Annotated in this window: 22 protein-coding genes; 19 read left to right on the forward strand and 3 right to left on the reverse strand. The window is 70.9% G+C overall.

Annotated elements, in window-relative coordinates; genetic code table 11:
* Positions 1-97 precede the first annotated feature (97 nt).
* From ACIQE0_RS12550 to ACIQE0_RS12560, 3 genes are all read left to right on the forward strand, one after another.
* Positions 98-1,477, forward strand: coding sequence for a geranylgeranyl reductase family protein (locus ACIQE0_RS12550; protein ID WP_366336249.1), 1,380 nt, complete (start codon positions 98-100; stop codon positions 1,475-1,477).
* Between the two features lie 218 nt (positions 1,478-1,695).
* Positions 1,696-2,151 carry a carboxymuconolactone decarboxylase family protein gene (locus ACIQE0_RS12555; RefSeq protein WP_366336213.1) on the forward strand — a complete coding sequence of 152 codons (456 nt, stop codon included), beginning with the start codon at positions 1,696-1,698 and terminating at the stop codon, positions 2,149-2,151.
* Positions 2,152-2,320: 169 nt separating this feature from the next.
* The gene (locus tag ACIQE0_RS12560) at positions 2,321-3,136 is read left to right on the forward strand and encodes an alpha/beta fold hydrolase (protein WP_402331143.1); all 816 of its coding nucleotides are present in this window, start codon (positions 2,321-2,323) and stop codon (positions 3,134-3,136) included.
* Between the two features lie 114 nt (positions 3,137-3,250).
* Here the strand turns inward: ACIQE0_RS12560 and ACIQE0_RS12565 are convergent, their stop codons facing one another.
* The gene (locus ACIQE0_RS12565; RefSeq protein ID WP_402331145.1) at positions 3,251-4,096 is read right to left on the reverse strand and encodes a C40 family peptidase; all 846 of its coding nucleotides are present in this window, start codon (positions 4,094-4,096) and stop codon (positions 3,251-3,253) included.
* A gap of 764 nt (positions 4,097-4,860) precedes the next feature.
* Here ACIQE0_RS12565 and ACIQE0_RS12570 point away from each other — a divergent pair.
* Genes ACIQE0_RS12570 through nuoN form a run of 14 tightly spaced genes read left to right on the forward strand, consistent with a single transcriptional unit; the run spans position 4,861 to position 21,030 of the window.
* The gene (locus ACIQE0_RS12570) at positions 4,861-5,220 is read left to right on the forward strand and encodes an NADH-quinone oxidoreductase subunit A (protein ID WP_366336218.1); all 360 of its coding nucleotides are present in this window, start codon (positions 4,861-4,863) and stop codon (positions 5,218-5,220) included.
* A 9-nt stretch (positions 5,221-5,229) separates the two neighbouring features.
* A complete protein-coding gene (locus tag ACIQE0_RS12575) occupies positions 5,230-5,820 on the forward strand; it encodes an NADH-quinone oxidoreductase subunit B family protein (RefSeq protein ID WP_366336220.1) in 591 nt (196 codons plus the stop codon).
* Entirely contained in the window at positions 5,817-6,611 is a 795-nt protein-coding gene (locus ACIQE0_RS12580; protein WP_402331147.1) for an NADH-quinone oxidoreductase subunit C, read from the forward strand. Before ACIQE0_RS12575 ends, ACIQE0_RS12580 begins: the two co-directional genes overlap by 4 nt.
* Positions 6,611-7,945, forward strand: a complete 1,335-nt coding sequence (locus ACIQE0_RS12585) for an NADH-quinone oxidoreductase subunit D (RefSeq protein WP_366336224.1) — start codon at positions 6,611-6,613, stop codon at positions 7,943-7,945. The genes ACIQE0_RS12580 and ACIQE0_RS12585 overlap by 1 nt, the downstream gene beginning before the upstream one ends.
* Before the next feature lie 35 nt (positions 7,946-7,980).
* Positions 7,981-8,733, forward strand: coding sequence for an NADH-quinone oxidoreductase subunit NuoE (gene nuoE / locus ACIQE0_RS12590; protein WP_402331545.1), 753 nt, complete (start codon positions 7,981-7,983; stop codon positions 8,731-8,733).
* Positions 8,733-10,115 carry an NADH-quinone oxidoreductase subunit NuoF gene (gene nuoF, locus ACIQE0_RS12595; protein ID WP_366336226.1) on the forward strand — a complete coding sequence of 461 codons (1,383 nt, stop codon included), beginning with the start codon at positions 8,733-8,735 and terminating at the stop codon, positions 10,113-10,115. The genes nuoE and nuoF overlap by 1 nt, the downstream gene beginning before the upstream one ends.
* Positions 10,112-12,694, forward strand: a complete 2,583-nt coding sequence (locus tag ACIQE0_RS12600) for an NADH-quinone oxidoreductase subunit G (RefSeq protein ID WP_402331149.1) — start codon at positions 10,112-10,114, stop codon at positions 12,692-12,694. Before nuoF ends, ACIQE0_RS12600 begins: the two co-directional genes overlap by 4 nt.
* The gene (gene nuoH / locus ACIQE0_RS12605; protein ID WP_366336230.1) at positions 12,691-14,076 is read left to right on the forward strand and encodes an NADH-quinone oxidoreductase subunit NuoH; all 1,386 of its coding nucleotides are present in this window, start codon (positions 12,691-12,693) and stop codon (positions 14,074-14,076) included. Before ACIQE0_RS12600 ends, nuoH begins: the two co-directional genes overlap by 4 nt.
* Complete coding sequence (gene nuoI, locus ACIQE0_RS12610; protein WP_402331151.1) at positions 14,069-14,674, forward strand: NADH-quinone oxidoreductase subunit NuoI; 606 nt, start codon at positions 14,069-14,071, stop codon at positions 14,672-14,674. The genes nuoH and nuoI overlap by 8 nt, the downstream gene beginning before the upstream one ends.
* On the forward strand, positions 14,671-15,525 hold the full coding sequence (locus ACIQE0_RS12615) for an NADH-quinone oxidoreductase subunit J (protein ID WP_402331153.1): 855 nt from the start codon (positions 14,671-14,673) through the stop codon (positions 15,523-15,525). The genes nuoI and ACIQE0_RS12615 overlap by 4 nt, the downstream gene beginning before the upstream one ends.
* Entirely contained in the window at positions 15,522-15,821 is a 300-nt protein-coding gene (gene nuoK / locus ACIQE0_RS12620; RefSeq protein WP_366336235.1) for an NADH-quinone oxidoreductase subunit NuoK, read from the forward strand. Before ACIQE0_RS12615 ends, nuoK begins: the two co-directional genes overlap by 4 nt.
* A gap of 13 nt (positions 15,822-15,834) precedes the next feature.
* Positions 15,835-17,718, forward strand: a complete 1,884-nt coding sequence (gene nuoL / locus ACIQE0_RS12625; protein WP_402331155.1) for an NADH-quinone oxidoreductase subunit L — start codon at positions 15,835-15,837, stop codon at positions 17,716-17,718.
* A gap of 4 nt (positions 17,719-17,722) precedes the next feature.
* A complete protein-coding gene (locus tag ACIQE0_RS12630; protein ID WP_366336239.1) occupies positions 17,723-19,381 on the forward strand; it encodes an NADH-quinone oxidoreductase subunit M in 1,659 nt (552 codons plus the stop codon).
* Positions 19,378-21,030 (forward strand): NADH-quinone oxidoreductase subunit NuoN, encoded by a 1,653-nt coding sequence (gene nuoN, locus ACIQE0_RS12635; RefSeq protein WP_402331157.1) that lies wholly within the window; start codon positions 19,378-19,380, stop codon positions 21,028-21,030. The genes ACIQE0_RS12630 and nuoN overlap by 4 nt, the downstream gene beginning before the upstream one ends.
* 87 nt (positions 21,031-21,117) lie before the next feature.
* Here nuoN and ACIQE0_RS12640 read toward each other — a convergent pair whose 3' ends face one another.
* Together ACIQE0_RS12640 and fahA are read right to left on the reverse strand one after the other, a co-directional pair.
* On the reverse strand, positions 21,118-21,603 hold the full coding sequence (locus tag ACIQE0_RS12640) for a hypothetical protein (RefSeq protein WP_366340172.1): 486 nt from the start codon (positions 21,601-21,603) through the stop codon (positions 21,118-21,120).
* 77 nt (positions 21,604-21,680) lie between these two features.
* Positions 21,681-22,946 carry a fumarylacetoacetase gene (gene fahA, locus ACIQE0_RS12645; RefSeq protein ID WP_402331159.1) on the reverse strand — a complete coding sequence of 422 codons (1,266 nt, stop codon included), beginning with the start codon at positions 22,944-22,946 and terminating at the stop codon, positions 21,681-21,683.
* 676 nt (positions 22,947-23,622) lie between these two features.
* On the opposite strand from fahA, the gene ACIQE0_RS12650 reads away from it, so the two are divergent.
* Positions 23,623-24,636, forward strand: a complete 1,014-nt coding sequence (locus ACIQE0_RS12650; protein WP_366340176.1) for a polyprenyl synthetase family protein — start codon at positions 23,623-23,625, stop codon at positions 24,634-24,636.
* Between the two features lie 369 nt (positions 24,637-25,005).
* Positions 25,006-26,265 carry an outer membrane lipoprotein carrier protein LolA gene (locus ACIQE0_RS12655; protein WP_402331161.1) on the forward strand — a complete coding sequence of 420 codons (1,260 nt, stop codon included), beginning with the start codon at positions 25,006-25,008 and terminating at the stop codon, positions 26,263-26,265.
* The last annotated feature ends 18 nt before the right edge of the window (positions 26,266-26,283 follow it).

Raw genomic sequence — 26,283 nt, forward strand, 5'->3', positions numbered from 1 at the left:
GCAGTGCCGGCCGGCACCCAGATATTCACGCCACCTCAGGTACCGACCACCCCCCCCAGGTGCCGGCACCGCCGCGGATATCCACCGCCGCAGCCGGATATCCCCACCGACCAGATCTCCGCAGACCCGGAGATCCAGATATCGACTTCCGGGAGACACCGCCGTGACCGAGTCCGCGTCCGTGACCGCGTCCGAGACCACAGCCCGATCGGAGCACCGCGCGGATGTGATCGTCGTCGGTGCCGGGCCCGCCGGTTCGGCCACCGCCTACCACCTCGCCAAGTCCGGCCTGGACGTGCTGCTCCTGGAGAAGACCGCGTTCCCGCGCGAGAAGGTCTGCGGCGACGGCCTCACCCCGCGCGCCACCAAGCAGCTGATCGCGATGGGCATCGACATCTCGGAGGAGGCCGGCTGGCTGCGCAACAAGGGCCTGCGCATCATCGGCGGCGGCTCCCGGCTCCAGCTCGACTGGCCGGAACTGGCCTCCTTCCCGGACTACGGTCTGGTCCGCAAGCGCGACGACTTCGACGAGCAGCTGGCCCGGCAGGCGCAGAAGGCCGGTGCCCGGCTCTACGAGCGGTGCAACGTGGGCGCGCCGATCGTCAACGAGCTGACCGGGCACATCACCGGTGTGCACGCCAAGCTCGGCGAGGAGAAGACGCCGGTGACCTTCCACGCCCCGCTCGTGGTCGCCGCCGACGGCAACTCCACCCGGCTGTCGCTCGCGATGGGCCTGCACCGGCGCGAGGACCGGCCGATGGGCGTCGCCGTGCGGACGTACTTCACCTCGCCGCGGCACGACGACGACTACCTGGAGTCCTGGCTGGAGCTGTGGGACCGCCGCGGCGCGCAGGACCGGCTGCTGCCGGGCTACGGCTGGATCTTCGGGATGGGCGACGGCACCTCCAACGTCGGTCTCGGTGTGCTGAACACCTCCGCCTCCTTCAAGGAGTTGGACTGGCGGGAGGTCCTCAAGGCGTGGTGCGCGTCGATGCCCGCCGACTGGGGCTACACCCCGGAGAACATGACCGGTCCGATCCGCGGTGCGGCGCTGCCGATGGCCTTCAACCGCCAGCCGCACTACACCAAGGGCCTGCTCCTGGTCGGCGACGCGGGCGGGCTGGTGAACCCGTTCAACGGCGAGGGCATCGCGTACGCCATGGAGTCCGGTGCGCTCGCGGCCGAGGTGATCGTCCAGGCGCAGGGCCGGTCCACCTACGCCCAGCGCGAGCTGGCGCTCCAGCGCTACCCGAAGATCCTCAAGGACACCTACGGCGGCTACTACTCCCTGGGCCGGGCGTTCGTGAAGCTCATCGGCAACCCCAAGGTGATGCAGATCGCCACCCAGCGCGGGCTGACCCATCCGCTGCTGATGCGCTTCACGCTCAAGATGCTGGCCAACCTCACCGACCCGACGGGCGGCGACGCGATGGACCGGATCATCAACGGTCTGAGCAAGGTCGCGCCCAAGGCGTGACGCCCGCCCGCGCGCTGCGGGCCGTTCTCGAAAGCCGCAGCTCCACGCGCCCGCGCTGAGCGCGCGAAGGCCACGGGCCGGTCCTCTTCCGGGGGCCGGCCCGTCGTCGTACGGGCCGTGCCGCAGGGGCGTGTCACATTCTCCGTGCGGGATCCGTCAGTGCGGTGAAGGGGAGGCCGGTAGGGCTTCGCCGGTTGGATTCCGTGAGGAGAGCCGTGATGGAAGCACGTATGCAGAACCCCGCAGTGGTCATCCCGGAGGCCATGAAGCCGCTGCTCGGCGTGGTGGAGGCGGCCCGCGCCGGCGGGGTGCCCAAGGAGACGCTGGAGCTGGTGCATCTGCGGGTCAGCCAGATCAACGGGTGCAGCTACTGCGTCGACGGCGGGGTCAAGAACGCCCGCAAGGCGGGGATCTCCGACGACAAGCTGTTCACGGTGGCGGCGTGGCGGGAGGCGCCGTACTTCAGTGACGAGGAGCGGGCCGCGCTGGCGCTCGCCGAGGCCGCGACCCGGATCGCGGACAGCTCCGACCCGGTGCCGGACGCCGTCTGGGACGCCGCCGCCGACCACTTCGACGAGCGCCAGCTGGCGTCGCTGGTCCTGATGGTCGGCCTGACCAACCTGTTCAACCGGCTCAACGCCACCACCCGGCAGCCGGCCGGCGCGGGCTGGTAGGGCCCCTGCCCGACCGCGTCCGGCGCCGCCCGTACAGGGGACGGGCGGCCCCGGACGCCGGGCAACTCCCATGACCCCGCGGGTAATTGAGGGGTGCTCGCGACCCCGGCAGAGTGAGGGCACGCCGCACCGAGAGGCGGCGGGAGTCACCACAACGGGAGGAGTCGCCATGTTCTTCGAGGGCCACGACGGGACCCGGCTCTGGTACGAGGACTACGGCCGGGGCGAGCCGCTGGTGTTCGTGTCGAGCTCGATGCTCACCACCGACATGTGGGAGTACCAGATCCCGTACTTCGCCGAGCGGGGCTTTCGCTGCATCGCGTTCGACCGGCGCGGACACGGCCGCTCGGACCGGCCCTCCGGCGGCTACGACCTGGACTCGACGTCGGAGGACCTGGCCGCCCTGCTGGACCACCTCGGGCTGGCGGAGGTGACCCTGATCGGGCACTCGATGGGCGGTGCGGAGATCGCCCGCTATCTGGCCCAGCACGGTTCCGGGCGGGTCGGCCGGATCGCGCTGATCGCGTCGATGCTGCCGTTCATGAAGCAGACCGAGGACAACCCCGAGGGGCTGCCGGAGGCGCTGTTCCAGCAGTCGGCCGAGCTGCTGCGGAACGACCGGCCGCGGTGGATGGCGCGTCAGTCGCAGGTCTTCTTCGCCACCCATCTGGGCAACGACGTCCACCCGCTGATGATCGACTTCACCATCCAGCAGGTGATGTCCTGCGCGCCGTATGCGACCCAGCAGGTCCAGCAGGCGATCTTCCACACCGACCAGCGGGCCGGGCTGCGGGAGATCGACGTCCCGACGCTGGTCGTGCACGGTGCGGCCGACTTCTCCGCGCCGGTCGACGTCACCGGCCGGCGGACCGCGAAGCTGATCCCGGGCGCGGTCTACAAGGAGTACCCGAACGCCGGCCACGGCATCTACGCCAGCCATCACCCGCAGCTCAACGCGGATCTGCTGGAGTTCATCAAGGGCTGACGCCCCGGGCCGGTCCGGGGGGCGAGCGCCCCTGCCGGGTCCGGACAACGCGGAACCGCCCCTCCCGAGCGGGGAAGGGGCGGTTCCGTCGTGCGTTCTCGGGCGCCGTCCTATTTAGAGGACGCGCACCGCGCCGGTGGGCATGTCGTAGTTCAGGGGGCGCTCGACGATGCCGGTGCTCGGGTTCTGGGCGCCGATGAAGTTGCCGTTCCCGACGTAGACGGCGACGTGGTAGGCGCTGCCGGCGCTGCCCCAGTAGAGGATGTCGCCGACCTGGAGGTTGCCCAGGCCCACCTGGGTACCCGCGGTCGACTGGCTCTGCGAGACGCGCGGCAGGTCGATGCCGATCTGCGAGAACGCGGCCTGGGTCAGGCCGGAGCAGTCGTACGAGGCGGGGCCGTTGGAGCCCATCACGTACGCCTTGCCGAGCTGCGCCTTGAGGAAGGACACGAGGGTGGCGGCGCTGCCGGTCGCGGACGAGGAGGACGAGGAGGACGAGGAGGACGAGGAGGAGGACGAGCCGCCGGAGACGTCGGAGAGCGTGCTGCGCGCGTCGGAGCGAGACGCACGGGCCTGCGCGGCTTCCTTGGCCCTGCGGGCCTCGTCGGCGGCCTTCTTCGCCTCGGCCTCGGCCTTGGCCTTCTTGTCCGCGGCGGCCTTCGCCTTGCCCGCGGCCTTGTCGGCCTTGGCTTCCGTGGCGTCCTGCAGCGCCTGCCGCTCGTAGCTGAACGCGACCTGCTGGGCGGTGTCGGCGCTCTTGGCGGCGCTGGTGGCCAGCGCTGCCGTGATGGTGGGCATCTCCTGGGTCTCGGAGACGGGCTTCTCGGCGGCATTGGCCGGCACGGTGGCGCCGGTCACCGCGAGGGTGAGGAAGCCACCGGTCACGCCCGCACGCAGGGCCCGCGAGGACGCGGAGCGGCGGGGCTTCCGGTGGCTGGGTATGAGTGCGTTCGGGGACATGGCACCACGGCTATCAGGAGCCGCAGGTCGCTGCCAACAAAGGTGGCGTGCGCCACACTTGACGTGAACGCGACGAATAAAACGGACTTTTTGTCAGTCGCCGCAGAGCTGACGCGATGTCCGAATGTCGCGATCATGTTCCTGTGCACGGCTTTTGGCGCTGAGCGCGGCCCTCCGGGGCGCTTATCACTTCTTGATCCGCCACGCCAAGGCTTCCCGGAGGTCAAGGTCTCATGGCTTCAAAGTGCGTGGGATACGTCACTCGTGAGTGTCCGTTATGTTCCCGTGACCGAGCGTCGGCCGCCGACCGGTCGGACACCGCCCCGCCACCCCGTGAATGCGGCCGCCGCTCGTGAACCGGCGCACGTACCGACGATCACGGCCGGGTCACGAGCGCATCACGTCTACGACCGCCGCGCATATAGCAGTTGAGATCGTTCCAGCGCCAATTTGCTTGCGCGGCCAGCTCCTTGATAAAGAAACCATCGCGCTGACCAGCGGTAACCCCGGCCGATGTCACCTTTGGTGATCACTCGCGCGCTTCGTGTGCGGAGATCGCCGAACCTCCACCTTCGTGATCCTTCATCAGGTGGCGAAGATCACAAAGTCGTTGGCTCACCCCGTGTCGCAGATCACAGACCGACGGGCATAAGATGCGGGCATCGGGCTTGTGAACTGCCTCACATAGGCGCGATCACCCGGGGCAGCGGGTGAGCCCGAGCGGACCGCCATCCCGTCATCGTCGACTGAAGGGAGCGAGGACGGTGAACGCTTACGCGCCCCTCCTCGTACTGGGAGCCCTCGGAGCAGGCTTTGCGATCTTCTCCGTGGTCATGGCCACGCTCATCGGCCCCAGGCGCTACAACCGGGCCAAGCTCGAAGCGTACGAATGCGGGATCGAGCCGACGCCGCAGCCGTCCGGTGGCGGCCGCTTCCCGATCAAGTACTACCTGACGGCGATGCTCTTCATCGTCTTCGACATCGAGATCGTCTTCCTCTATCCCTGGGCGGTCAGCTTCGACGCCCTGGGGTTGTTCGGGCTCGTCGAGATGCTCCTCTTCGCGCTCACCGTCTTCGTCGCCTACGCCTACGTCTGGCGTCGCGGCGGCCTGGAATGGGACTAGGGGTCACCCATGGGACTGGAAGAGAAGCTGCCCAGCGGCTTTCTGTTGACCACTGTCGAGCAGGCCGCGGGCTGGGTGCGCAAGTCATCGGTCTTCCCCGCGACCTTCGGACTGGCCTGCTGTGCCATCGAGATGATGACCACCGGCGCCGGGCGCTACGACCTGGCCCGCTTCGGCATGGAGGTCTTCCGCGGCTCCCCGCGGCAGGCCGACCTGATGATCGTGGCCGGCCGGGTCAGCCAGAAGATGGCGCCGGTGCTGCGGCAGGTCTACGACCAGATGCCGAACCCGAAGTGGGTGATCTCCATGGGGGTTTGCGCCTCCTCGGGCGGCATGTTCAACAACTACGCGATCGTGCAGGGCGTCGACCACATCGTCCCCGTCGACATCTACCTGCCGGGCTGCCCGCCCCGCCCGGAGATGCTCATGGACGCCATCCTCAAGCTCCACAAGAAGATCCAGACCAGCAAGCTCGGGGTCAACGCCGTGCAGGCGGCCCACGAGGAGGAGGCGGCGGCGCTCAAGGCGCTCCCGCTGATCGAGATGGACCGCTCCGCCGAGAAACCCTGCCTGTCGGAGAAGAAGGGGATGCTGCGGTGAGCGAGCCGACGAACCCCAAGGGCCCGGACGCCCCCGAGGAGGCCGTCCCGGCGCAGCGCGACGACACCGGCGAGGCGATCGCCACCCGCCACGGGATGTTCGGCGCCGACAACGGTGGTGACACCTCCGGTTACGGCGGACTGGTCCGCACCGTCCGGCTGCCCGGAACCGCCACCCGGCCGTACGGCGGGCCGGGCGGTGCCGGTGGGGGCACCTCCCGGTCGAGCGAGGCCGAGAGCGGGGGAGGCTACGGCGACTTCGACGAGATCGCCGACGAGCTGGAGGGCGCCCTCGACGAACAGGGCCTGGTCCCCGAGAACGTCATCGACAAGACCGTCGTCGACCGCGGCGAGCTCACCTTCCACGTCCACCGGGAGTTCCTGCCGGCCGTGGCCCGGACCCTGCGCGACGACCCCGCGCTCCGCTTCGAGCTGTGCACCGGCGTCAGCGGCGTCCACTACCCGGGCGATGCCGGCCGCGAGCTGCACGCCGTCTACCACCTGCGCTCGATCACCCACAACCGGCTGATCCGGGTGGAGGTCGCGGTCCCCGACACCGACCGCCACCTGCCGTCGATCGTGGACGTCTACCCGACCAACGACTGGCACGAGCGCGAGACCTACGACTTCTTCGGCCTGATCTTCGACGGGCACCCGGCGCTCACGCGGATCATGATGCCGGACGACTGGCAGGGCTTCCCGCAGCGCAAGGACTACCCCCTCGGCGGCATCCCCGTCGAGTACAAGGGCGCCCAGATCCCGGCTCCCGACCAGCGGAGGTCGTACACCTGATGAGCACTCCCAGCCAGACGTCCCGCGCCACCCCCCGCGAGACCACCGAGGGCCCGGTCTACACCGTCACCGGCGGCGACTGGGACGAGATCGCCGCGGCCGCCGCCAAGTCCGACGACGAGCGGATCATCGTCAACATGGGGCCGCAGCACCCCTCCACCCACGGTGTGCTCCGGCTGATCCTGGAGATCGACGGCGAGACCGTCACCGAGGCCCGCTGCGGTATCGGCTACCTCCACACCGGCATCGAGAAGAACCTCGAATTCCGCACCTGGACGCAGGGCACCACGTTCGTGACGCGGATGGACTACCTCACGCCGTTCTTCAACGAGACGGCGTACTGCCTGGCGGTGGAGAAGCTGCTGGGCATCACCGACGACGTGCCGGACCGCGCCACGGTGATCCGGGTGCTGCTGATGGAGCTCAACCGGATCTCCTCCCACCTGGTGTGCATCGCCACCGGCGGGATGGAGCTGGGCGCCACCACGATCATGATCTACGGCTTCCGCGACCGGGAGTTGATCCTCGACATCTACGAGCTGATCACCGGCCTACGGATGAACCACGCCTACGTCCGCCCCGGCGGCCTCGCCCAGGACCTGCCGCCCGGCGCCGTCGAGCAGATCCGCGCCTTCGTCAAGAAGATGCGGAAGAACATGGTCGAGTACGACAAGCTCGCCACCGGCAACCCGGTCTTCAAGGGCCGCATGGAGGGCATCGGCTACCTCGACCTCGCCGGCTGCATGGCCACCGGCGCCACCGGCCCCCTCGTCCGCTCCGCCGGACTGCCCCACGATCTGCGCAAGGCGCAGCCGTACTGTGGATACGAGACCTACGACTTCGAGGTGCCGACGGCCGACACCTGCGACGCCTACGGCCGGTTCCTGATCCGGCTGGAGGAGATGCGCCAGTCGCTGCGGATCGTCGAACAGTGCCTGGACCGGCTGGAGCCGGGGCCGGTGATGGTCGCCGACAAGAAGATCGCCTGGCCCGCCCAGCTCGCGCTCGGCCCCGACGGCCTGGGCAACTCCCTGGACCACATCAAGAAGATCATGGGCACCTCGATGGAGGCCCTGATCCACCACTTCAAGCTGGTGACGGAGGGCTTCAGGGTCCCGCCGGGACAGGCGTACACCGCCGTCGAGTCGCCCAAGGGCGAGCTGGGCGTGCACGTGGTCAGCGACGGCGGCACCCGGCCCTACCGGGTGCACTTCCGCGACCCCTCGTTCACCAACCTCCAGGCCATGGCGGCGATGTGCGAGGGCGGCCAGGTCGCCGACGTCATCGTCGCCGTCGCATCCATCGACCCCGTGATGGGAGGCGTCGACCGGTGAACGCCACTCCGGCACCCAAGGACGTCCAGCTGGGGATGCCCCGGCTTCCGGCACCCGACTACCCGGCCGACGTCAAGGCCCGGCTCACCGCGGACGCGCAGGAGGTGATCGCCCGCTACCCCGACTCCCGCTCGGCGCTGCTGCCGCTGCTCCATCTCGTCCAGGCCGAGGAGGGCCACGTCACCCGCACCGGCGTCCGCTTCTGCGCCGAGCAGCTCGACCTGACCACCGCCGAGGTCACCGCGGTCTCGACGTTCTACTCGATGTACCGCCGCGAGCCCGGCGGTGACTACCAGGTCGGGGTCTGCACCAACACGCTGTGCGCGGTGATGGGCGGCGACGCCATCTTCGAGGAGCTCAAGGAACACCTCGGCGTCGACAACGGCGGCACCACCGAGGACGGCAAGGTCACCCTCGAACACATCGAGTGCAACGCCGCCTGCGACTTCGCGCCCGTGGTGATGGTCAACTGGGAGTTCTTCGACAACCAGACCCCCTCCTCCGCCCGGCAGCTCGTCGACGACCTGCGGGCCGGCCGGACCGTCGAACCCACCCGCGGCGCCCCGCTGTGCTCCTTCAAGGAGACCGCCCGGATACTGGCCGGCTTCCCCGACCGCCGGCCCGGGGCCGTCGCGGCGTCCGGTGGCGCGGGCCCCGCCTCCCTGGTCGGACTGCGCCTGGCCAGGGGCGAGACACCGCCGGGCCACGCGGACCACGTCGTCGCCCCGCGCGCCACCGCGGACGGTCCCTCCGACGAGGCCGGCCCGACCCACGAGGAGGGGGAGTGATGACCGTGGCAGCCGAGTTCGGCGGGGCCTCCCGGCCGCACGCCACAGGAGCGACCAGCCCCGAGAAGGTCCTCGCCCCCGTCCTGTCCGCCTTCTGGGACGAGCCCGAGTCCTGGACGCTGGAGACCTATCTGCGCCACGAGGGCTACGAGGGCGCGCGCAAGGCCCTCGCCATGGCCCCGGACGACGTCATCGCCTACGTCAAGGACTCCGGCCTGCGCGGCCGCGGCGGCGCGGGCTTCCCGACCGGGATGAAATGGCAGTTCATCCCGCAGGGCGACGGCAAACCGCACTATCTCGTCGTCAACGCCGACGAGTCGGAGCCCGGGACCTGCAAGGACATCCCGCTCCTCTTCGCCAACCCGCATGCCCTCATCGAGGGGATCGTGATCGCCGCTCATGCGATCCGGTCGAACCATGCCTTCATCTATCTGCGCGGTGAGGTCGTGCCCGTCCTGCGCCGGCTGCACGAGGCCGTGCGCGAGGCGTACGCGGCGGGCTTCCTCGGCAGGAACGTCCTCGGCTCGGGCCTCGACCTCGATGTCACGGTGCACGCCGGCGCCGGCGCGTACATCTGCGGTGAGGAAACCGCGCTGCTGGACTCCCTGGAGGGCCGTCGCGGCCAACCCCGTCTGCGTCCCCCCTTCCCCGCGGTGGCCGGCCTCTATGCCTGCCCCACTGTGGTGAACAACGTCGAATCCATCGCCTCGGTTCCCGCGATCCTCAACAAAGGCAAGGACTGGTTCAGGTCGATGGGCAGCGAGAAGTCCCCGGGCTTCACGCTCTACTCGCTCAGCGGCCATGTCGCCAACCCCGGCCAGTACGAGGGCCCGTTGGGCATCACCCTGCGCCAACTGCTCGACGTCAGCGGCGGGATGCGCCCCGGCCACCGGCTGAAGTTCTGGACCCCGGGCGGCTCCTCGACCCCGATGTTCACCGAGGAGCACCTCGACGTCCCGCTCGACTACGAGGGCGTCGGCGCGGCCGGCTCGATGCTCGGCACCAAGGCGCTGCAGTGCTTCGACGAGACCACCTGCGTGGTGCGGGCGGTCACCCGCTGGACCGAGTTCTACGCCCACGAGTCCTGCGGCAAGTGCACCCCGTGCCGTGAAGGGACGTACTGGCTGGTGCAGTTGCTGCGCGACATCGAGGCGGGCCGGGGCCGCCGGGAAGACCTCGACAAGCTCGGCGACATCGCCGACAACATCAACGGCAAGTCCTTCTGCGCCCTCGGCGACGGCGCCGCCTCCCCGATCTTCTCCTCGCTGAAGTACTTCCGCGAGGAGTACGAGGAGCACCTCGCCGGCAGGGGCTGCCCCTTCGACCCGGCCAAGTCGACCCTCTGGGCCGACAACGACGCTCACCTGGGGGTGAACGCATGACCGTCACGACCACCACTCCCCACGGGGGCGGTGCGGCGGCGGTGCCGCCGGAGGACCTCGTCACCCTGACGATCGACGGCATCGAGATCTCCGTCCCCAAGGGGACGCTGGTCATCCGGGCCGCCGAACTCCTCGGCATCGAGATCCCGCGCTTCTGCGACCACCCGCTGCTGGACCCGGCGGGCGCCTGCCGGCAGTGCATCGTGGAGGTCGAGGGCCAGCGCAAGCCGATGGCCTCGTGCACCATCACCTGCACCGACGGCATGGTCGTACGGACCCAGCTGACCTCCCCGGTGGCCGAGAAGGCGCAGCGCGGCGTGATGGAGCTGCTGCTGATCAACCACCCGCTGGACTGCCCGGTCTGCGACAAGGGCGGCGAGTGCCCGCTGCAGAACCAGGCGATGGCCGTCGGCGACCCCGACACCCGCTTCGAGGGCAGGAAGCGCACCTACGAGAAGCCGGTGCCGATCTCCACGCAGGTGCTGCTGGACCGCGAGCGGTGCGTGCTGTGCGCGCGGTGCACCCGCTTCAGCAACCAGATCGCCGGCGACCCGATGATCGAGCTGATCGAGCGGGGCGCCCTCCAGCAGGTCGGCACCGGCGAGGGCGACCCCTTCGAGTCGTACTTCTCCGGGAACACCATCCAGATCTGCCCGGTGGGCGCGCTCACCTCCGCCGCGTACCGCTTCCGCTCCCGCCCCTTCGACCTGGTCTCCTCGCCGTCGGTGTGCGAGCACTGCGCGGGCGGGTGCGCGACCCGCACGGACCACCGCCGCGGGAAGGTGCTGCGGCGGCTGGCGGCCAACGACCCCGAGGTCAACGAGGAGTGGATCTGCGACAAGGGCCGGTTCGCCTTCCGGTACGCGCAGGCCCGGGACCGGCTGACGCACCCGCTGGTGCGCAACGCGCAGACCGGTGAACTGGAGCCGGCGAGCTGGCCCGCCGCGCTGGACGCCGCGGCGCGCGGGCTGGCCGCCGCCCGGGGCCGGGCCGGTGTCCTGACCGGCGGCCGGCTGACCGTCGAGGACGCCTACGCCTACGCCAAGTTCGCCCGGGTCGCGCTGGGCACCAACGACATCGACTTCCGGGCCCGGCCGCACAGCGCCGAGGAGGCCGACTTCCTCGCCGCCCAGGTCGCCGGCCGCGGCCGGGACCTGGACGGCTCGGGAGTCACCTACACCGCGCTGGAGCAGGCGCCGGCCGTCCTGCTGGTCGGCGTCGAGGCGGAGGAGGAGGCGCCCGGCGTCTTCCTGCGGCTGCGCAAGGCGCACCGCAAGCACGGCCAGCGCACCTGGGGCCTGGCCAGCCACGCCACCCGCGGGCTGACCAAGGCCGGCGGGACGCTGCTGCCGGCCGCGCCCGGCACCGAGACCGAATGGCTGGACGCCCTCGCGGGCAACGAGGCAGCAGGCGCGGAGCGCCTTCCCGGGGAGGGCGGTGGCGGGCGACGGGCGGGCCTGGACGGTGCGGGCCAGGCCGCGGCCGAGGCGCTGCGCGCGGACGGCGCGGTGATCGTGGTCGGCGAGCGGCTGGCGACGGTGCCCGGCGCGCTGACCGCCGCGATCCGCACCGCCACCGCCACCGGCGCGCGGCTGGTGTGGATGCCGCGGCGGGCGGGGGAGCGGGGGGCGATCGAGGCCGGGGCGCTGCCCGGGCTGCTGCCCGGCGGCCGGCCGGCGACCGACCCGGTGGCCCGGGACGAGGTCGCCGCCACCTGGGGCGTGGCCGCGCTGCCGCACCGGCACGGCCGGGACACCGGCCAGATGATCGAGGCCGCGGCCACCGGTGAGCTGGGCGCCCTGCTGGTGGCGGGCGTGGAGGTGGCCGATCTGCCCGATCCGGCACGGGCGTTGGCCGCCCTGGACGCGGTCGGGTTCCTGGTCAGCCTGGAGCTGCGGCCCTCCCCGGTCACCGAGCGGGCGGACGTGGTGCTCCCGGTGGCGGCGGTGGCCGAGAAGGGCGGCACCTTCCTCAACTGGGAGGGCCGGGCCCGGATGTTCGAGGCCGCGCTCAAGCCGGACCAGATGACCCGGCGGCAACTCCCGCCGGACGCCCGGGTGGTGCAGATGCTCGCCGACGCCATGGCGGCGGACGGCGACGGCCCGACCGCGGTGGGCCTGGACCTGCCGGACCTTCGTGCCGTGCGCCGGGAGCTGGACCGGCTGGGCACCTGGGGCGGTCCGTACGCGAGCGACCCGCGGGAGACGGGGCGGCCGCTGCCCCGCCCGGTGAGCGGCGAGGCCGTCCTGGCCGGGCACCGGCTGCTCCTGGACCAGGGGCTGCTCCAGGAGGGCGACGAGGCGCTGGCCGGCACCCGGCACGCCGCACTGGCCCGGCTGTCGCCGGCCACCGCGAGGGAGGTCGGGGTGCGGGACGGCGAGCCGTTGGTGGTCACCGGGCCGGCCGGCGCGGTCCGCCTGCCGCTGCGGATCACGTCGATGCCCGACCGGGTGGTGTGGCTGCCGCTGCACTCCGTGGGGGGCGGCGTGGCCGCCGACACCGGGGCGCACCCCGGTGAGCTGGTGAAGGTCTCCGCTGTCTCCGCTACGCCGGCGCCCGCCAAGGAGGAGGACGCATGATGCAGCATCCCGGTTTTCCGGTGGCCTCGTTGGCCGTCCAGGAGGACCTGTCGATGTTCGGGCACGACCCGTGGTGGCTGGTCGTCCTCAAGGCGGTGTTCTGCTTCGCGTTCCTGATGCTGACGGTGCTGTTCTCGATCGTCTGGGAACGCAAGGTCGTCGCCTGGATGCAGCTGCGGATCGGCCCCAACCGGCACGGCCCCTGGGGGATGCTCCAGTCCCTGGCCGACGGCATCAAGCTGATGCTGAAGGAGGACCTGGTCGTCCGGCGCGCCGACAAGGCGGTCTACATCCTCGCGCCCATCGTGGCGGCGATCCCGGCCTTCATGGCGATCGCGGTGATCCCCTTCGGCCCGGCGGACAACGAGATCTCGATCTTCGGGCACCGCACCCCGATGCAGCTCACCGACCTCCCGATCGGGATCCTCTACGTCCTGGCCACGGCGTCGGTCGGCATCTACGGCATCGTGCTGGCGGGCTGGTCGTCCGGGTCGACGTACCCGCTGCTGGGCGGACTGCGATCGTGCGCGCAGATGATCTCGTACGAGATCGCGATGGGCGCGGCGTTCGCGTCGGTGTTCCTCTACTCCGGGTCGATGTCGACGTCGACCATCGTGGAGTCGCAGGCGAACAGGTGGTACGTGCTGCTGCTGCCGGTGTCGTTCCTCCTCTACATCGTGACGATGGTGGGGGAGACCAACCGGGCGCCGTTCGACATGCCGGAGTCCGAGGGCGACCTCGTCGGGGGCTTCAACACCGAGTACTCCTCCATCAAGTTCGCGATGTTCATGCTCGCCGAGTACGTCAACATGGTCACCGTCTCGTCGGTCGCGGTCACCCTCTTCCTGGGCGGCTGGCGGGCGCCCTGGCCGATCTCGACGTTCTGGGAGGGCGCGAACCACGGCTGGTGGCCGATGCTCTGGTTCGTCATCAAGGTGCAGCTGCTGCTGTTCTTCTTCATCTGGCTGCGCGGCACGCTCCCCCGGGTCCGCTACGACCAGTTGATGCGGCTGGGGTGGAAGGTCCTCATCCCGGTGTCGATGGTGTGGCTGCTGCTCGTCGCCACCGTCCGGGCGCTGAAGAACGAGGGCTTCGACTTCTCCCGGATCGTGCTGTACGTGGGCGGCAGCGCGGTGGCGCTGCTGCTGATCTCGCTGGTCGTGGACTTCTTCCGGAAGGCCGAGCCGGAGCGGAAGACCGACGGCGACGCCTCCTTCGACCCGATGGCCGGCGGGTTCCCCGTTCCGCCGCTGCCCGGGCAGAGCCTTCCGCCGGTGCCGCGCCGGCGTCCCCGCCGCGACCGCGAGCTGATTGTCAGTGGTCGGGTGGACACTGTGAGTGACGGAAATGAGAGCGACGGAAAGGGGGGTGACGGTGCCTGAGTTCCAGAACCCGGTGGCCGGCTTCGGCGTGACCTTCAAGGCCATGTTCAAGAAGCGGCTGACCGAGCAGTACCCCGAGGAGAAGAAGCCGACGGCGCCGCGATTCCACGGCCGGCACCAGCTCAACCGCCATCCGGACGGGCTGGAGAAGTGCGTCGGCTGCGAGCTGTGCGCCTGGGCCTGCCCGGCGGACGCGATCTACGTCGAGGGCGCGGACAACACCGACGAGGAGCGCTACTCCCCGGGTGAGCGGTACGGCGCCGTCTACCAGATCAACTACCTCCGCTGCATCCTGTGCGGCCTGTGCGTGGAGGCCTGCCCGACCCGCGCGCTCACGATGACCAACGAGTACGAACTCGCCGACCGCTCCCGGGAGTCGCTCATCTACACCAAGGAAGAGCTGCTGGTGGGCCTGTCGGAGGGGATGGTCGACTCGCCGCACGCGATCCACCCGGGCATGACGGAACGGGACTACTACAACGGGCTGGTGACCGAGGCCGCTCCGGGCACGGTCCGCCAGGTCGCGGTCTCCCGGGGCGAGCGGCCAAAGGACGCGGCCGATGCCCAGCGGGCTCCGGGCAAGGAGGCGCGCGCATGACGGGCCTCGCCCTCAGCGCGACCTCCTCGGGGGAGGCCGTGCAGTTCTGGCTCCTGGGCACCGTCGCGGTGGTCGGGGCGCTGTGCACGATCCTGATGAGGAGAGCGGTGCACAGCGCCCTTTCGCTCGCCGGGACCATGATCGTCCTGGCGGTCTTCTATCTGGCCAACGGCGCGTACTTCCTCGGCATCGTGCAGATCGTGGTCTACACCGGCGCGATCATGATGCTCTTCCTGTTCGTGGTGATGCTGGTCGGCGTCACGGCCGCGGACTCCCTCAAGGAGACCCTCAAGGGCCAGCGTTGGCTCGCCGCGGGACTCGGCCTCGGCTTCGGCGCCCTGCTGATCGCCGGGATCGGCAACGCCTCGCTCAGGGAGTTCAACGGCCTGGGCGCGGCCAACGCCGGCGGCAACGCGCAGGGTCTGGCCGCGCTGATCTTCACCAAGTACGTCTTCGCCTTCGAGATCACCGGCGCGCTGCTGATCACCGCCGTGGTGGGGGCGATGGTGCTCACCCACCGGGAGCGCACCGAGCGCGCCAGGACCCAACGGGAGCGCTCCGAGACGCGCATCCGCGAGGGCAAGCAGGTGACCCCGCTGCCGGCCCCGGGCGTCTACGCCCGGCACAACGCCGTGGACATCCCCGGTCTGCTGCCGGACGGCACCGCGTCCGAGCTGACGGTCAGCCCGACGCTGCGGGAGCGCGGCCAGGTCCGGGACGTCTCCGGCCAGTCGCTGGCCGAACTCAAGGCGCTGGAGCAGCAGTCGAAGGAGTGGCTGGGGCGGGAGCCCGGCCCGGCGGAGAAGAAGCGGCCCGGCCCCGCGGCGCCCAGGGAGGGGGTCCAGAAATGAATCCGGTCTACTACCTCTACCTCGCCGCCCTGCTGTTCACCATCGGCGCGGCCGGCGTGCTGATCAGGCGGAACGCCATCGTGGTGTTCATGTGCATCGAGCTGATGCTGAACGCCGGCAACCTCACCCTGGTCACCTTCTCGCGGATGCACGGGAATCTCGACGGCCAGATCATCGCCTTCTTCACGATGGTCGTCGCCGCGGCGGAGGTCGTGGTCGGCCTGGCCATCATCGTGTCGATCTTCCGCACCCGTCATTCGGCCTCGGTCGACGACGCCAGCCTGATGAAGCTGTAAGGGGTCGCACAAAGTGGAGAACTTGATCGCGCTGCTCGTCGCGGCACCGCTGGTCGGTGCGGCCCTGCTGCTGTGCGGCGGAAAGCGCCTGGACCGCACCGGCCACTGGATCGGCTCGCTGCTGGCGGTGGCGTCGTTCGCCGTCGCGGTGGCGCTCTTCGTCGACATGCTCGGCCGGGGCGCCGAGCACCGGGCGCTGCACCAGCACCTGTACAGCTGGATCCCGGTCGGCGGCTTCCGTGCCGATCTGGCCTTCCAGCTCGACCAGTTGTCGATGACCTTCGTCCTGCTGATCACGGGCGTCGGCTCGCTGATCCACATCTACTCGATCGGCTATATGGAGCACGACGAGCGGCGCCGCCGCTTCTTCGGCTACCTCAACCTCTTCCTGGCGGCGATGCTGCTGCTCGTCCTCGCCGACAACTACCTCCTGCTGTACGTCGGTTGGGAGGGCGTGGGCCTGGCCTCGTACCTGCTCATCGGGTTCTGGCAGCACAAGCCCAGCGCGGCCACCGCGGCGAAGAAGGCGTTCCTGGTCAACCGCGTCGGCGACATGGGCCTGTCCATCGCGATCATGCTGATGTTCACGACGTTCGGCACGTTCGCCTTCGGCCCGGTGCTCGGCGCCGCCGGCCACACCTCCGAGGGGAAGGCGACCGCCATCGGGCTGGTGCTGCTGCTGGCCGCCTGCGGCAAGTCGGCGCAGGTGCCGCTCCAGTCCTGGCTGGGCGACGCGATGGAGGGCCCGACCCCGGTGTCGGCGCTGATCCACGCCGCCACGATGGTCACCGCCGGGGTGTACCTGATCACCCGCTCCGGAGCGATCTTCAACGCCGCGCCGGACGCGCAGACCGCGGTGGTCGCGGTCGGCGCGGTCACCCTGCTGTTCGGTGCGATCGTCGGTTGCGCCAAGGACGACATCAAGAAGGCGCTGGCCGGTTCGACGATGTCGCAGATCGGCTACATGATCCTGGCCGCCGGCCTGGGCCCGATCGGCTACGCCTTCGCGATCATGCACCTGGTCACCCACGGCTTCTTCAAGGCGGGCCTCTTCCTCGGCGCCGGCTCGGTGATGCACGGGATGAACGACGAGGTGGACATGCGCCGTTACGGCGGCCTCCGCAGGCACATGCCGATCACCTTCGTCACCTTCGGGCTCGGCTATCTGGCCATCATCGGCTTCCCCGGCCTGTCCGGCTTCTTCTCCAAGGACAAGATCATCGAGGCGGCGTTCGCCCGCGGCGGCACCGAGGGCTGGATCCTCGGCGGCTCGGCCCTGCTGGGCGCCGCGATCACCGCGTTCTACATGACGCGGGTGATGCTGATGACCTTCTTCGGCGAGAAGCGGTGGGATCCGGCGGAGTTCCATCCGCACGAGTCGCCGAAGGTGATGACGTTCCCGATGATCGTGCTGGCCATCGGATCGGTCTTCGCCGGCGGCCTGTTCAGCGTGAACGACGCCTTCGTCCGCTGGCTGGAGCCGGTCACCTCCTTCGCGGAGGGCCACTCCCCGGTGAGCGCCGGCGTGGTCACCGCCGCCACGATGGTGGTGCTGCTGCTCGGCGTCGGCGTCGCCTGGCTGATGTACGGCCGCCGGGAGGTCCCGGCCACCGCCCCGCGCGGTTCGCTGCTGACCCGGGCGGCCCGCCGCGATCTGCTCCAGGACGACTTCAACCACGTCGTCCTGGTGCGCGGCGGCGAGCACCTGACCCGCACGCTGGTCTATCTCGACCACTCCCTGGTGGACGGCGCGGTCAACGGCACGGCGGCCGCGATGGGCGGACTCTCCAGCCGGCTGCGGCAGTTGCAGACCGGCTTCGTCCGTTCGTACGCGGTCCAGATGCTGGGCGGGGCCGCCGTTCTCGTCGCCGCGACCCTGCTGATGAGGGGTGTCTGAAGCCATGTCGTTTCCCCTGCTGACGGCGACCGCCGCGGTGCCGGCGATCGGCGCGATCGCCACCGCCGCGGTGCCCGCCGCCAAGCGCACCGCCGCCAAGTGGCTGGCGCTGCTGTTCTCGCTGGCCACCCTGGTGCTGGCGGTGGTGATCGCGGTGCGCTTCCGGCCCGGTGCCGCGGGTCCGTTCCAGCTCACCGAATCCCACGCCTGGATCCGGGACTTCGGCGTCCGCTACGACCTCGGCGTGGACGGCATCGCGGTCGCCCTGATCGCGCTGACCGCGCTGCTGGTCCCGTTCGTCATGCTGGCGGGCTGGCACGACGCCGACCCCCTGGAGGGCGACCGGCCCAACCGCCGCTGGCGGCCCACCCAGGGCTTCTTCGCGCTGGTCCTGGCCGTCGAGGCGATGGTGGTGCTCTCCTTCGAGGCCACCGACGTCTTCCTCTTCTACCTCTTCTTCGAAGCCATGCTGATCCCGATGTACTTCCTCATCGGCGGCTTCGGGGACCGGGCCGGCGGGCGCGGTGAGGAGCAGGACGCCGCCCAGCGGTCGTACGCCGCGGTGAAGTTCCTGCTCTACAACCTCGCCGGCGGCCTGATCATGCTGGCCGCGGTGATCGGGCTGTACGCCGTCACCGCCCGTCAGCTGGGCGCCGGCACCTTCTCGCTGACGGAGATCGTCCAGGCCCGGGCGTCCGGCGCGCTGCACCTGGGCACCGGCACCGAGCGGCTGCTCTTCCTCGGCTTCTTCTTCGCCTTCGCGGTGAAGGCGCCGCTGTGGCCGCTGCACACCTGGCTGCCCAACGCCATGGGCGAGGCGACCTCCCCGGTCGCGGTGCTGATCACCGCGGTGGTCGACAAGGTCGGCACCTTCGCGATGCTGCGCTTCTGCCTCCAGCTCTTCCCGGAGGCCAGCAGCTGGGCCACCCCGGTGATCCTGGTACTGGCGCTGATCAGCATCGTCTACGGCGCGCTGCTGGCGGTCGGCCAGCGGGACATCAAGCGGCTGATCGCCTACGCCTCGATCTCCCACTTCGGCTTCATCATCCTGGGCATCTTCGCGATGACGTCCCAGGGCCAGGGCGGCGCGACGCTCTACATGGTCAACCACGGCATCTCGACCGCCGCGCTGATGCTGGTGGCCGGCTTCCTGATCAGCCGCCGCGGTTCGCGGCTGATCGCGGACTTCGGCGGCGTCCAGAAGGTCGCCCCGATCCTCGCCGGCACCTTCCTCGTCGGCGGTCTGGCCACCCTGTCGCTGCCCGGCCTGGCGCCCTTCGTCAGCGAATTCCTGGTCCTGGTCGGCACGTTCAGCCGCTATCCGGTGATCGGGATCATCGCCACCCTCGGCATCGTCCTGGCCGCGCTCTACGTCCTGGTCCTCTACCAGCGGACGATGACCGGCCCGGTCAGGGCGGAGGTCGGCAAGATGCCCGACCTCAGGGCGCGGGAGCTGGTGGTGGTCGCGCCGCTGATCGCGCTGCTGCTCTTCCTCGGGGTGTACCCCAAGCCGCTGACCGACATCGTCAACCCGGCGGTCCAGCACACCCTGTCCGTCGTGGACAAGAAGGACCCCAAGCCCACCGTGCAGGTGGACGCCGTGCCCGGCGCAGGCCGGCACGGCCAGACCGCGCAGACCCAAGACGTGGAGGCCGCGAAGTGAGTTCCGTGGCAAGTGTCCACAGCCTGTGGACGGCGGCGGCCGGTGCGCCGGGCAGGATCCCGGCCCCGAAAATCGAGTATGTCCAGCTCTCGCCGACGCTCATCGTCCTGGGTGCCGCGGTGGTCGGCATCCTGATCGAGGCGTTCTGGCCGCGCCGCGGCCGCCACTACGCCCAGCTGCTGCTGACGGTGGTGGCGCTGGCCGCCGCGTTCGCCGCGGTGATCGGCCTGGCGGCGGCCGGCTTCGGCTCGTCCAAGGCGCATCTGGCCGCGATGGGCGCGATCGCCGTGGACGGCCCGGCGCTGTTCCTCCAGGGCACGATCCTGCTGGTGTCGCTGATCGCGGTCTTCACCTTCGCCGAGCGCCGGCTGGAGCCGGCGGCGGACGGCAAGCCGGTGGACTCCTTCGCCGCGCAGCCCGCGGCCGCCCCCGGCGGGGAGGCCGAACGGGCCGCGATCAAGGCCGGGTTCACCACCTCCGAGGTCTTCCCGGTGCTGCTCTTCGCGGTCGGCGGCATGCTGGTCTTCCCGGCGGCCAACGACCTGCTGACGCTCTTCATCGCCCTGGAGGTCTTCTCCCTCCCGCTGTACGTCCTGTGCGCGCTGGCCCGCCGCCAGCGGCTGCTCTCGCAGGAGTCCGCGGTGAAGTACTTCCTCCTCGGCGCCTTCTCCTCGGCCTTCCTGCTGTTCGGCGTGGCCCTGCTCTACGGCTACGCCGGCACCGTGACGTACGCCGGGATCGCCGAGGTGATCTCGGACGGCGCCCGGCAGATCGACCCGGCGCTGGCCGGCACGATGGGCAATGACGCGCTGCTGCTGATCGGCGGGGCACTGGTGCTGATGGGCCTGCTGTTCAAGGTCGGCGCGGTGCCCTTCCACATGTGGACGCCGGACGTCTACCAGGGCGCGCCGACGCCGGTGACGGGCTTCATGGCGGCCGCCACCAAGGTCGCCGCGTTCGGCGCGCTGCTGCGGCTGCTCTACGTCGCCCTGCCGGGGATGCGGTGGGACTGGCGGCCGGTGATGTGGGGCGTGGCGATCCTGACGATGCTGGGCGGTGCGGTCCTGGCCATCACCCAGACCGACATCAAGCGGCTGCTGGCCTACTCCTCCATCGCGCATGCCGGGTTCATCCTCGCCGGCGTCATCGCCACCAGTAAGGACGGCATCTCCTCGGTGCTCTTCTATCTGGCGGCGTACTCCTTCGTCACGCTCGGCGCGTTCGCCGTGGTGACGCTGGTCAGGGACGCCGGCGGCGAGGCCACCCACCTGTCCAAGTGGGCCGGGCTCGGCCGGCGTTCGCCGCTGGTGGCCGCGGTCTTCGCGGTCTTCCTGCTGGCCTTCGCGGGCATCCCGCTGACGTCCGGGTTCGCCGGGAAGTTCGCGGTGTTCAAGGCGGCGGCGGCCAGCGGCGCGGGCTGGCTGGTGGTGGTCGGTGTGATCGCCTCGGCGATCGCGGCGTTCTTCTACATCCGGGTGATCGTGCTGATGTTCTTCAGCGAGCCCGCGGCGGACGGCCCCACGGTCGCGGTGCCCAGCCTTCTGACGTCCACCGCCATCGCGGTCGGCGTCACGGCCACGCTGGTGCTGGGCCTGGCCCCGCAGTACTTCCTCGATCTGGCCGGGCAGGCGGGGGTCTTCATCCGCTGAACCGCCCGTGCAGCGCGCGGCCGCCGTCCGGTGCCCCAAGGGGGCGCCGGACGGCGGCCGTTGTGCGGGGGCGCCGAGGCGCTGAGGTCAGCTCTTGGGCAGGTCCGGCAGCTTCGGCATGCCCGGGATCTTGACGCTGCCGTCCTCGGACTTGGTGTACGTCTCGGTCGGGCCGCCCTTCCACCGGACGGTCAGGGACTTGCCGTCCGCGCCGGGCTTGAGGGTGCCCATGGTGTGGCTGGTGGAGCCGTCGGTGCACTTGAGGACGGCCATGGTCATCCCGGCCATCTTCTCGACCTTGCCCATGCAGGCGGACTCGTGCCCGTTGCTGAACGCGACGGTGCCCTGGGAGACCACCAGGACCAGCGGGCTGGCGGAGGAGCCGCTCTTCCAGGCGCCCTCGACGGCACCGGGGTCCGCGGCCTTGCCGTCGCCGCCCGGCGTCGACGGGCCGGTCTGGGGCGACTTGCTCGGGGTGTCCGCGTTCTTGCTGCTGTCGCTGCTGCTTCCGCAACCGCTGAGCAGCAGCGCGGCGACGGCGGTCGCCCCGGCGAACTGCGCTGCCTTGCGCACGTACGTCTCCTCCGTTGTGGGACAGGGAGACGTGAGGCTAGCAGCGGGCCGGGGCGACCGCCGGGCGGCCGGCGCGGTCAGTTCGCCGCCGCGGACTCCCGCTCCCCTGCGGCCTGTTCGGTCAGGTGCGCCGGGAGGTCACGGGCCGGCAGCACCCGGCCGGTGACCTCGCCGAGTCCGATCCGGGCGCCGTCCGGGCCGGGGGCCCAGGCGGTGAGGGTGACCTCGTCGCCGTCCTGGAGGAAGGGGCCCTTGCCCTCGGTGAGCTCCAACAGGCAGCCGAGCTGGCCGGGTTCGGGACCGGAGACGGTGCCGGAGGCGTAGAGGTCGCCGGTGCGCAGCGAGGCGCCGTTGACCGTCATATGGGCCAGCTGCTGGGCGGCCGTCCAGTACATCGCGGAGAACGGCGGGTGGGAGAGCGCCTCGCCGTTGAGCAGCACCTCGATCCGCAGGTCGATGCCGCCCGGTTCGGTGGCGCTGTCGTCCAGGTACGGCAGCGGCGGCACGTCCCGGGTGGGCGGCGCCGTCCGGGCCGCGTCGAGGGCGTCCAGCGGCGTGATCCAGGCGGAGACGGAGGTGGCGAAGGACTTGCCGAGGAACGGGCCGAGCGGCATGTACTCCCAGGCCTGGATGTCGCGGGCGGACCAGTCGTTGACCAGGCAGACGCCGAAGACGTGGTCCCGGAAGTCGTCCAGGCCCACCGGGGTGTGGAGCGCGGAGGGCGTGCCGACGACGAAGCCGACCTCGGCCTCGATGTCCAGGCGGGTGGACGGGCCGAAGACCGGTGCGGCGTCGGCCGGGGTCTTGCGCTGGCCGTGCGGCCGTACCACCGGGGTGCCGGACACCACGACGGTGCCGGCCCGGCCGTGGTAACCGATCGGCAGGTGCTTCCAGTTGGGCGGCAGGGCGGCGCCGTTGGGGCGGAAGATCCGGCCGACGTTGGTGGCGTGGTGCTCGCTGGCGTAGAAGTCGACGTAGTCGGCGACCTCGAAGGGCAGATGGAGGGTGACGTCGTCCAGCGAGCGCAGCAGCGGGGCCACCGCGGTGCGGTGCGCGGGGTCGGTCACGGCGGTGCGGACGGCCGCGCGGACCTCCTGCCAGACGGGGCGGCCGGCGGCCAGCAGGGGGTTGAGGGTGGCGGCGCCGAGCAGGGCGGCGTGCGCGGCGGGGACGACGTCCGGCAGGGCGTCCGGGAGGGCGGCCAGGTCGAGGACGTGGCGGCCGTAGCGGACGCCGAGCCGGCGCAGTCCGGGTGCGTCGGCGGTGCTGAAGACGCCGTAGGGAAGGGTGTGCGGGCCGAAGGGGTCGCCTTCCGCCAGGTCGAACGGGTTCTGCTCGGGCATGGACACTGCTCCTCGCGTTCGTCGTCGCCGGTGGGCGGGCGGTCCGTGGGGCGCCCCGCCCGAACTGCGGTGTGCGGGGGCGCCTTGTGGGCCGTGGTCCGGCGATCAGGGTACGGCCGTTGGCGATCAACGGGGTGGCCCTCGGCGGGGAACGGGCGGTCCCTGACCGGAAGCGGCGGGCCGGGCGGCCGGCCGTGGTGCCCCGATCCGCTGATGCCGGAGGATGCCGCGATATTCCGGAGGATTGTGGGAAGCACCGTGTGATCCCTCGCCATTTGGTGGGGCGGGGCCGGCTGCCGGGGGTGGTGCGGGGGCCGTGGTGGACGTGGTGCCGGGGTGAGGGAGGGGCGCCTTCCGCTCCGTTCGCTACCGGAGCGAGTGAACGACGCGATCCGGCCACGGGTGTCCAAGCCCCCTGTGGGGCCCGGTCCGCCGGTTACCACTGTGACGCCAGGGGCTCCTGAGACACCTTGTGCCCCTGCTGTCCCATCATTCCCGTGCAGAACCGTGCGGAAAGCGATCAGGAACATACTCTCGGGACGGCTTCTGTGCTGGCCGAGTGGTTCGGGGGGCGGGCGCTCGCGGTGATCCAACCGTGACCGGATACGCTGGCCAATGGTGGAGACAGCGACAGATCGACATTCGGTTTGATCGTCAGCAGACAGGAGTACCCCTCGTGACCGTCGTCGGGCCCATTGGGCTGAGCGTGCGGGACAAGGCTCTCGAAGCCGATGTCCAGGCCGGGTTGGCGGCTGTCGAGGAGGGACTGCTGGAGGCCACCAAGAGCGATGTGCCGTTCATCACCGAGGCCGCGCAGCATCTGGTGCGCGCCGGCGGCAAGCGGTTCCGCCCGCTGCTGGTGATGCTGGCCGCCCAGTTCGGCGACCCCCACAGCCCCGGTGTGGTCCCCTCGGCCGTCGTCGTGGAGCTGACGCACCTGGCGACGCTCTACCACGACGACGTGATGGACGAGGCCGAGGTGCGCCGCGGCGTGGCCAGCGCCAACGCCCGCTGGGGCAACTCCGTCGCGGTGCTCACCGGCGACTTCCTCTTCTCCCGCGCCTCGCACATCCTCGCCGACCTCGGCCCCGACGCGGTCCGGATCCAGGCCGAGGCGTTCGAGCGCCTGGTGACCGGCCAGATCCTGGAGACCGCGGGGCCGCGGGACGGCCGCGACCCGATCGAGCACTACCTCGACGTCCTGTCCGGCAAGACCGGTTCGCTGATCGCCGTCTCCGGCCGCTTCGGCGCGATGATGTCGGGCGCCGACGAGTCGACCGTCAACGTCCTGACCCAGTACGGCGAGCGGCTGGGCACGGCCTTCCAGCTGGCCGACGACGTCCTGGACATCGCCAGCGACTCGCACGAGTCCGGCAAGACGCCCGGTACGGACCTGCGCGAGGGCATCCCGACGCTGCCCGTGCTGCGGCTGCGGGCGCTCGCCGAGTCCGAGGCCGGCACCGCCGAGGACCGTGCGCTGTGCGAGCTGCTGGCCGGCGACCTCACCGACGACGCCCGGCACGCCGAGGCGCTGGCCGGGCTGCGCGCCCACCCGGCGCTGGAGCTGGCCCGCCGGGACACCGTGCGCTACGCCGAGGACGCCCGCGCGACGCTGGCGCCGCTGCCGGAGTGCATGGCGAAGACGGCCCTGGAGGGGCTGTGCGACACGGTGGTGCACCGGGCGGGATGAGCCGCCGCCCGGGGGCCGCGCCCGGGAATCTTCACGTGCCGGCCGCCGGCCGTCGAGCAGCAGCCGGCGGGCGTCGGCTTCCGACGGCCGGTCGGGGCGTTTCCGGATTCGCCTGATCCCCCGGACTTTTCCGGCTTCCCCTAGGGCATCCCCACCACGCGGCTGCGCCCGTGGTCGTACGTGCTCCGCCGTGCGGCGGTCCGGTGTCATCCCAGAGCATTACGTGGAGTTGGCCCTGCGGGTTGACGCCGTCGTACCCGACTTTTGGTGGGATGGAGAGCACCACGAAGCGGCGGGGCGGGCCATCATGGTCCGGCGCGTGGACCAGTGGACGACGCAGCACCGCCGCACACGACGGAGGTAGGCCAGATGCCACGGAACGAACCAACTGAGGTCACCGGGGAATGGGACGGGGGACGCTCCTCGAAGCGCCGTAAGGCGGTGCGGTATGCCGTGCCGGTCGCGGTGGCGGGGGTGGCGGCCGCGACGGTCGGGCTGGTCCCGGCCTTCGCCGGATCCGGTTCTCCGGACCTGCCGAAGATCTCCGCCCAGGAGTTGATAGCGAAGATCGCCAAGTCCGACGTCCAGCAGCTGTCCGGCACGGTCCAGGTCACCACCGACCTCGGCCTGCCCGCCCTGCCGGGCGGTGTGGGCGCCGGTGGCTTCGCCGGCGGCGAGCAGGGCGGCCACCCGGGCGCCTCCGCGTCGCCGCAGAGCAAGCTGACCGAGCTGGCGTCCGGGACGCACACCCTGCGGGTCGCCGCCGACGGCCCCGACCGGCAGCGGGTGTCGATCGTGGGCAAGTCCGCCGACTACACCCTCGTCCACAACGGCGCCGACGTCTGGGCGTACGACAGCGGCAGCAACACCGTCATGCACCGCACCGCCCCCCGTGACGCCCACCACGGCACCGAGCACGGCGCGCCCCGGGCCCTCCCCAAGGGCCTGCAGAACGCCACGCCCCAGGAGCTCGCCAAGGAGGCCCTGAAGGCGGCCGGGAAGACCACCTCGGTGACGGTCGGCGACACCGCCAAGGTCGCCGGGCGGGACGCGTACCAGCTCGTCATCACCCCCAAGCAGGCCGGTTCCACGGTCGGTTCGATCCGGGTCGCGGTGGACGCCGCCAACGGCGTTCCGCTGAAGTTCACCCTCACCCCCAAGAGCGGGGGCCCGGCCGCGATCGACGTCGGCTACACCCGTGTCGACTTCGCCCGCCCGGCCGCGGACACCTTCGCCTTCACCCCGCCCAAGGGCGCCAAGGTCGAGAACGGCGACCGGGCCGCGGAGCACACCGCCGGCCGGCACGGCAAGGACCTCAAGGACCTCAAGGGCCTGCAGGACCACAAGGACCTGAAGGGCTTCGGCGGGTTCAACGTGAGCGGCGAGGGCTGGACGTCCGTCGCCACCCTCAAGGCCCCCGGAGCGCCCGGCGGCAAGGACCAGCTCGCCAAGGGCGGCGCCGGCAAGCTCCTGGACAGCCTGGGCAGCAAGGTGACCGGCTCGTTCGGCTCCGGCCACCTCTTCAGCACCCGGCTGGTCAACGCCCTGGTCACCGACGACGGCACGGTCTATGTGGGCGCCGTCGACAAGCAGTCCCTGATAGCCGCGGCCGACGCCGCGAAGAAGTAACGGGCCACGGCAGCGGCC

It is taken from the genome of Streptomyces sp. NPDC093097, from assembly GCF_044754325.1.
Lineage (GTDB): Bacteria > Actinomycetota > Actinomycetes > Streptomycetales > Streptomycetaceae > Streptomyces.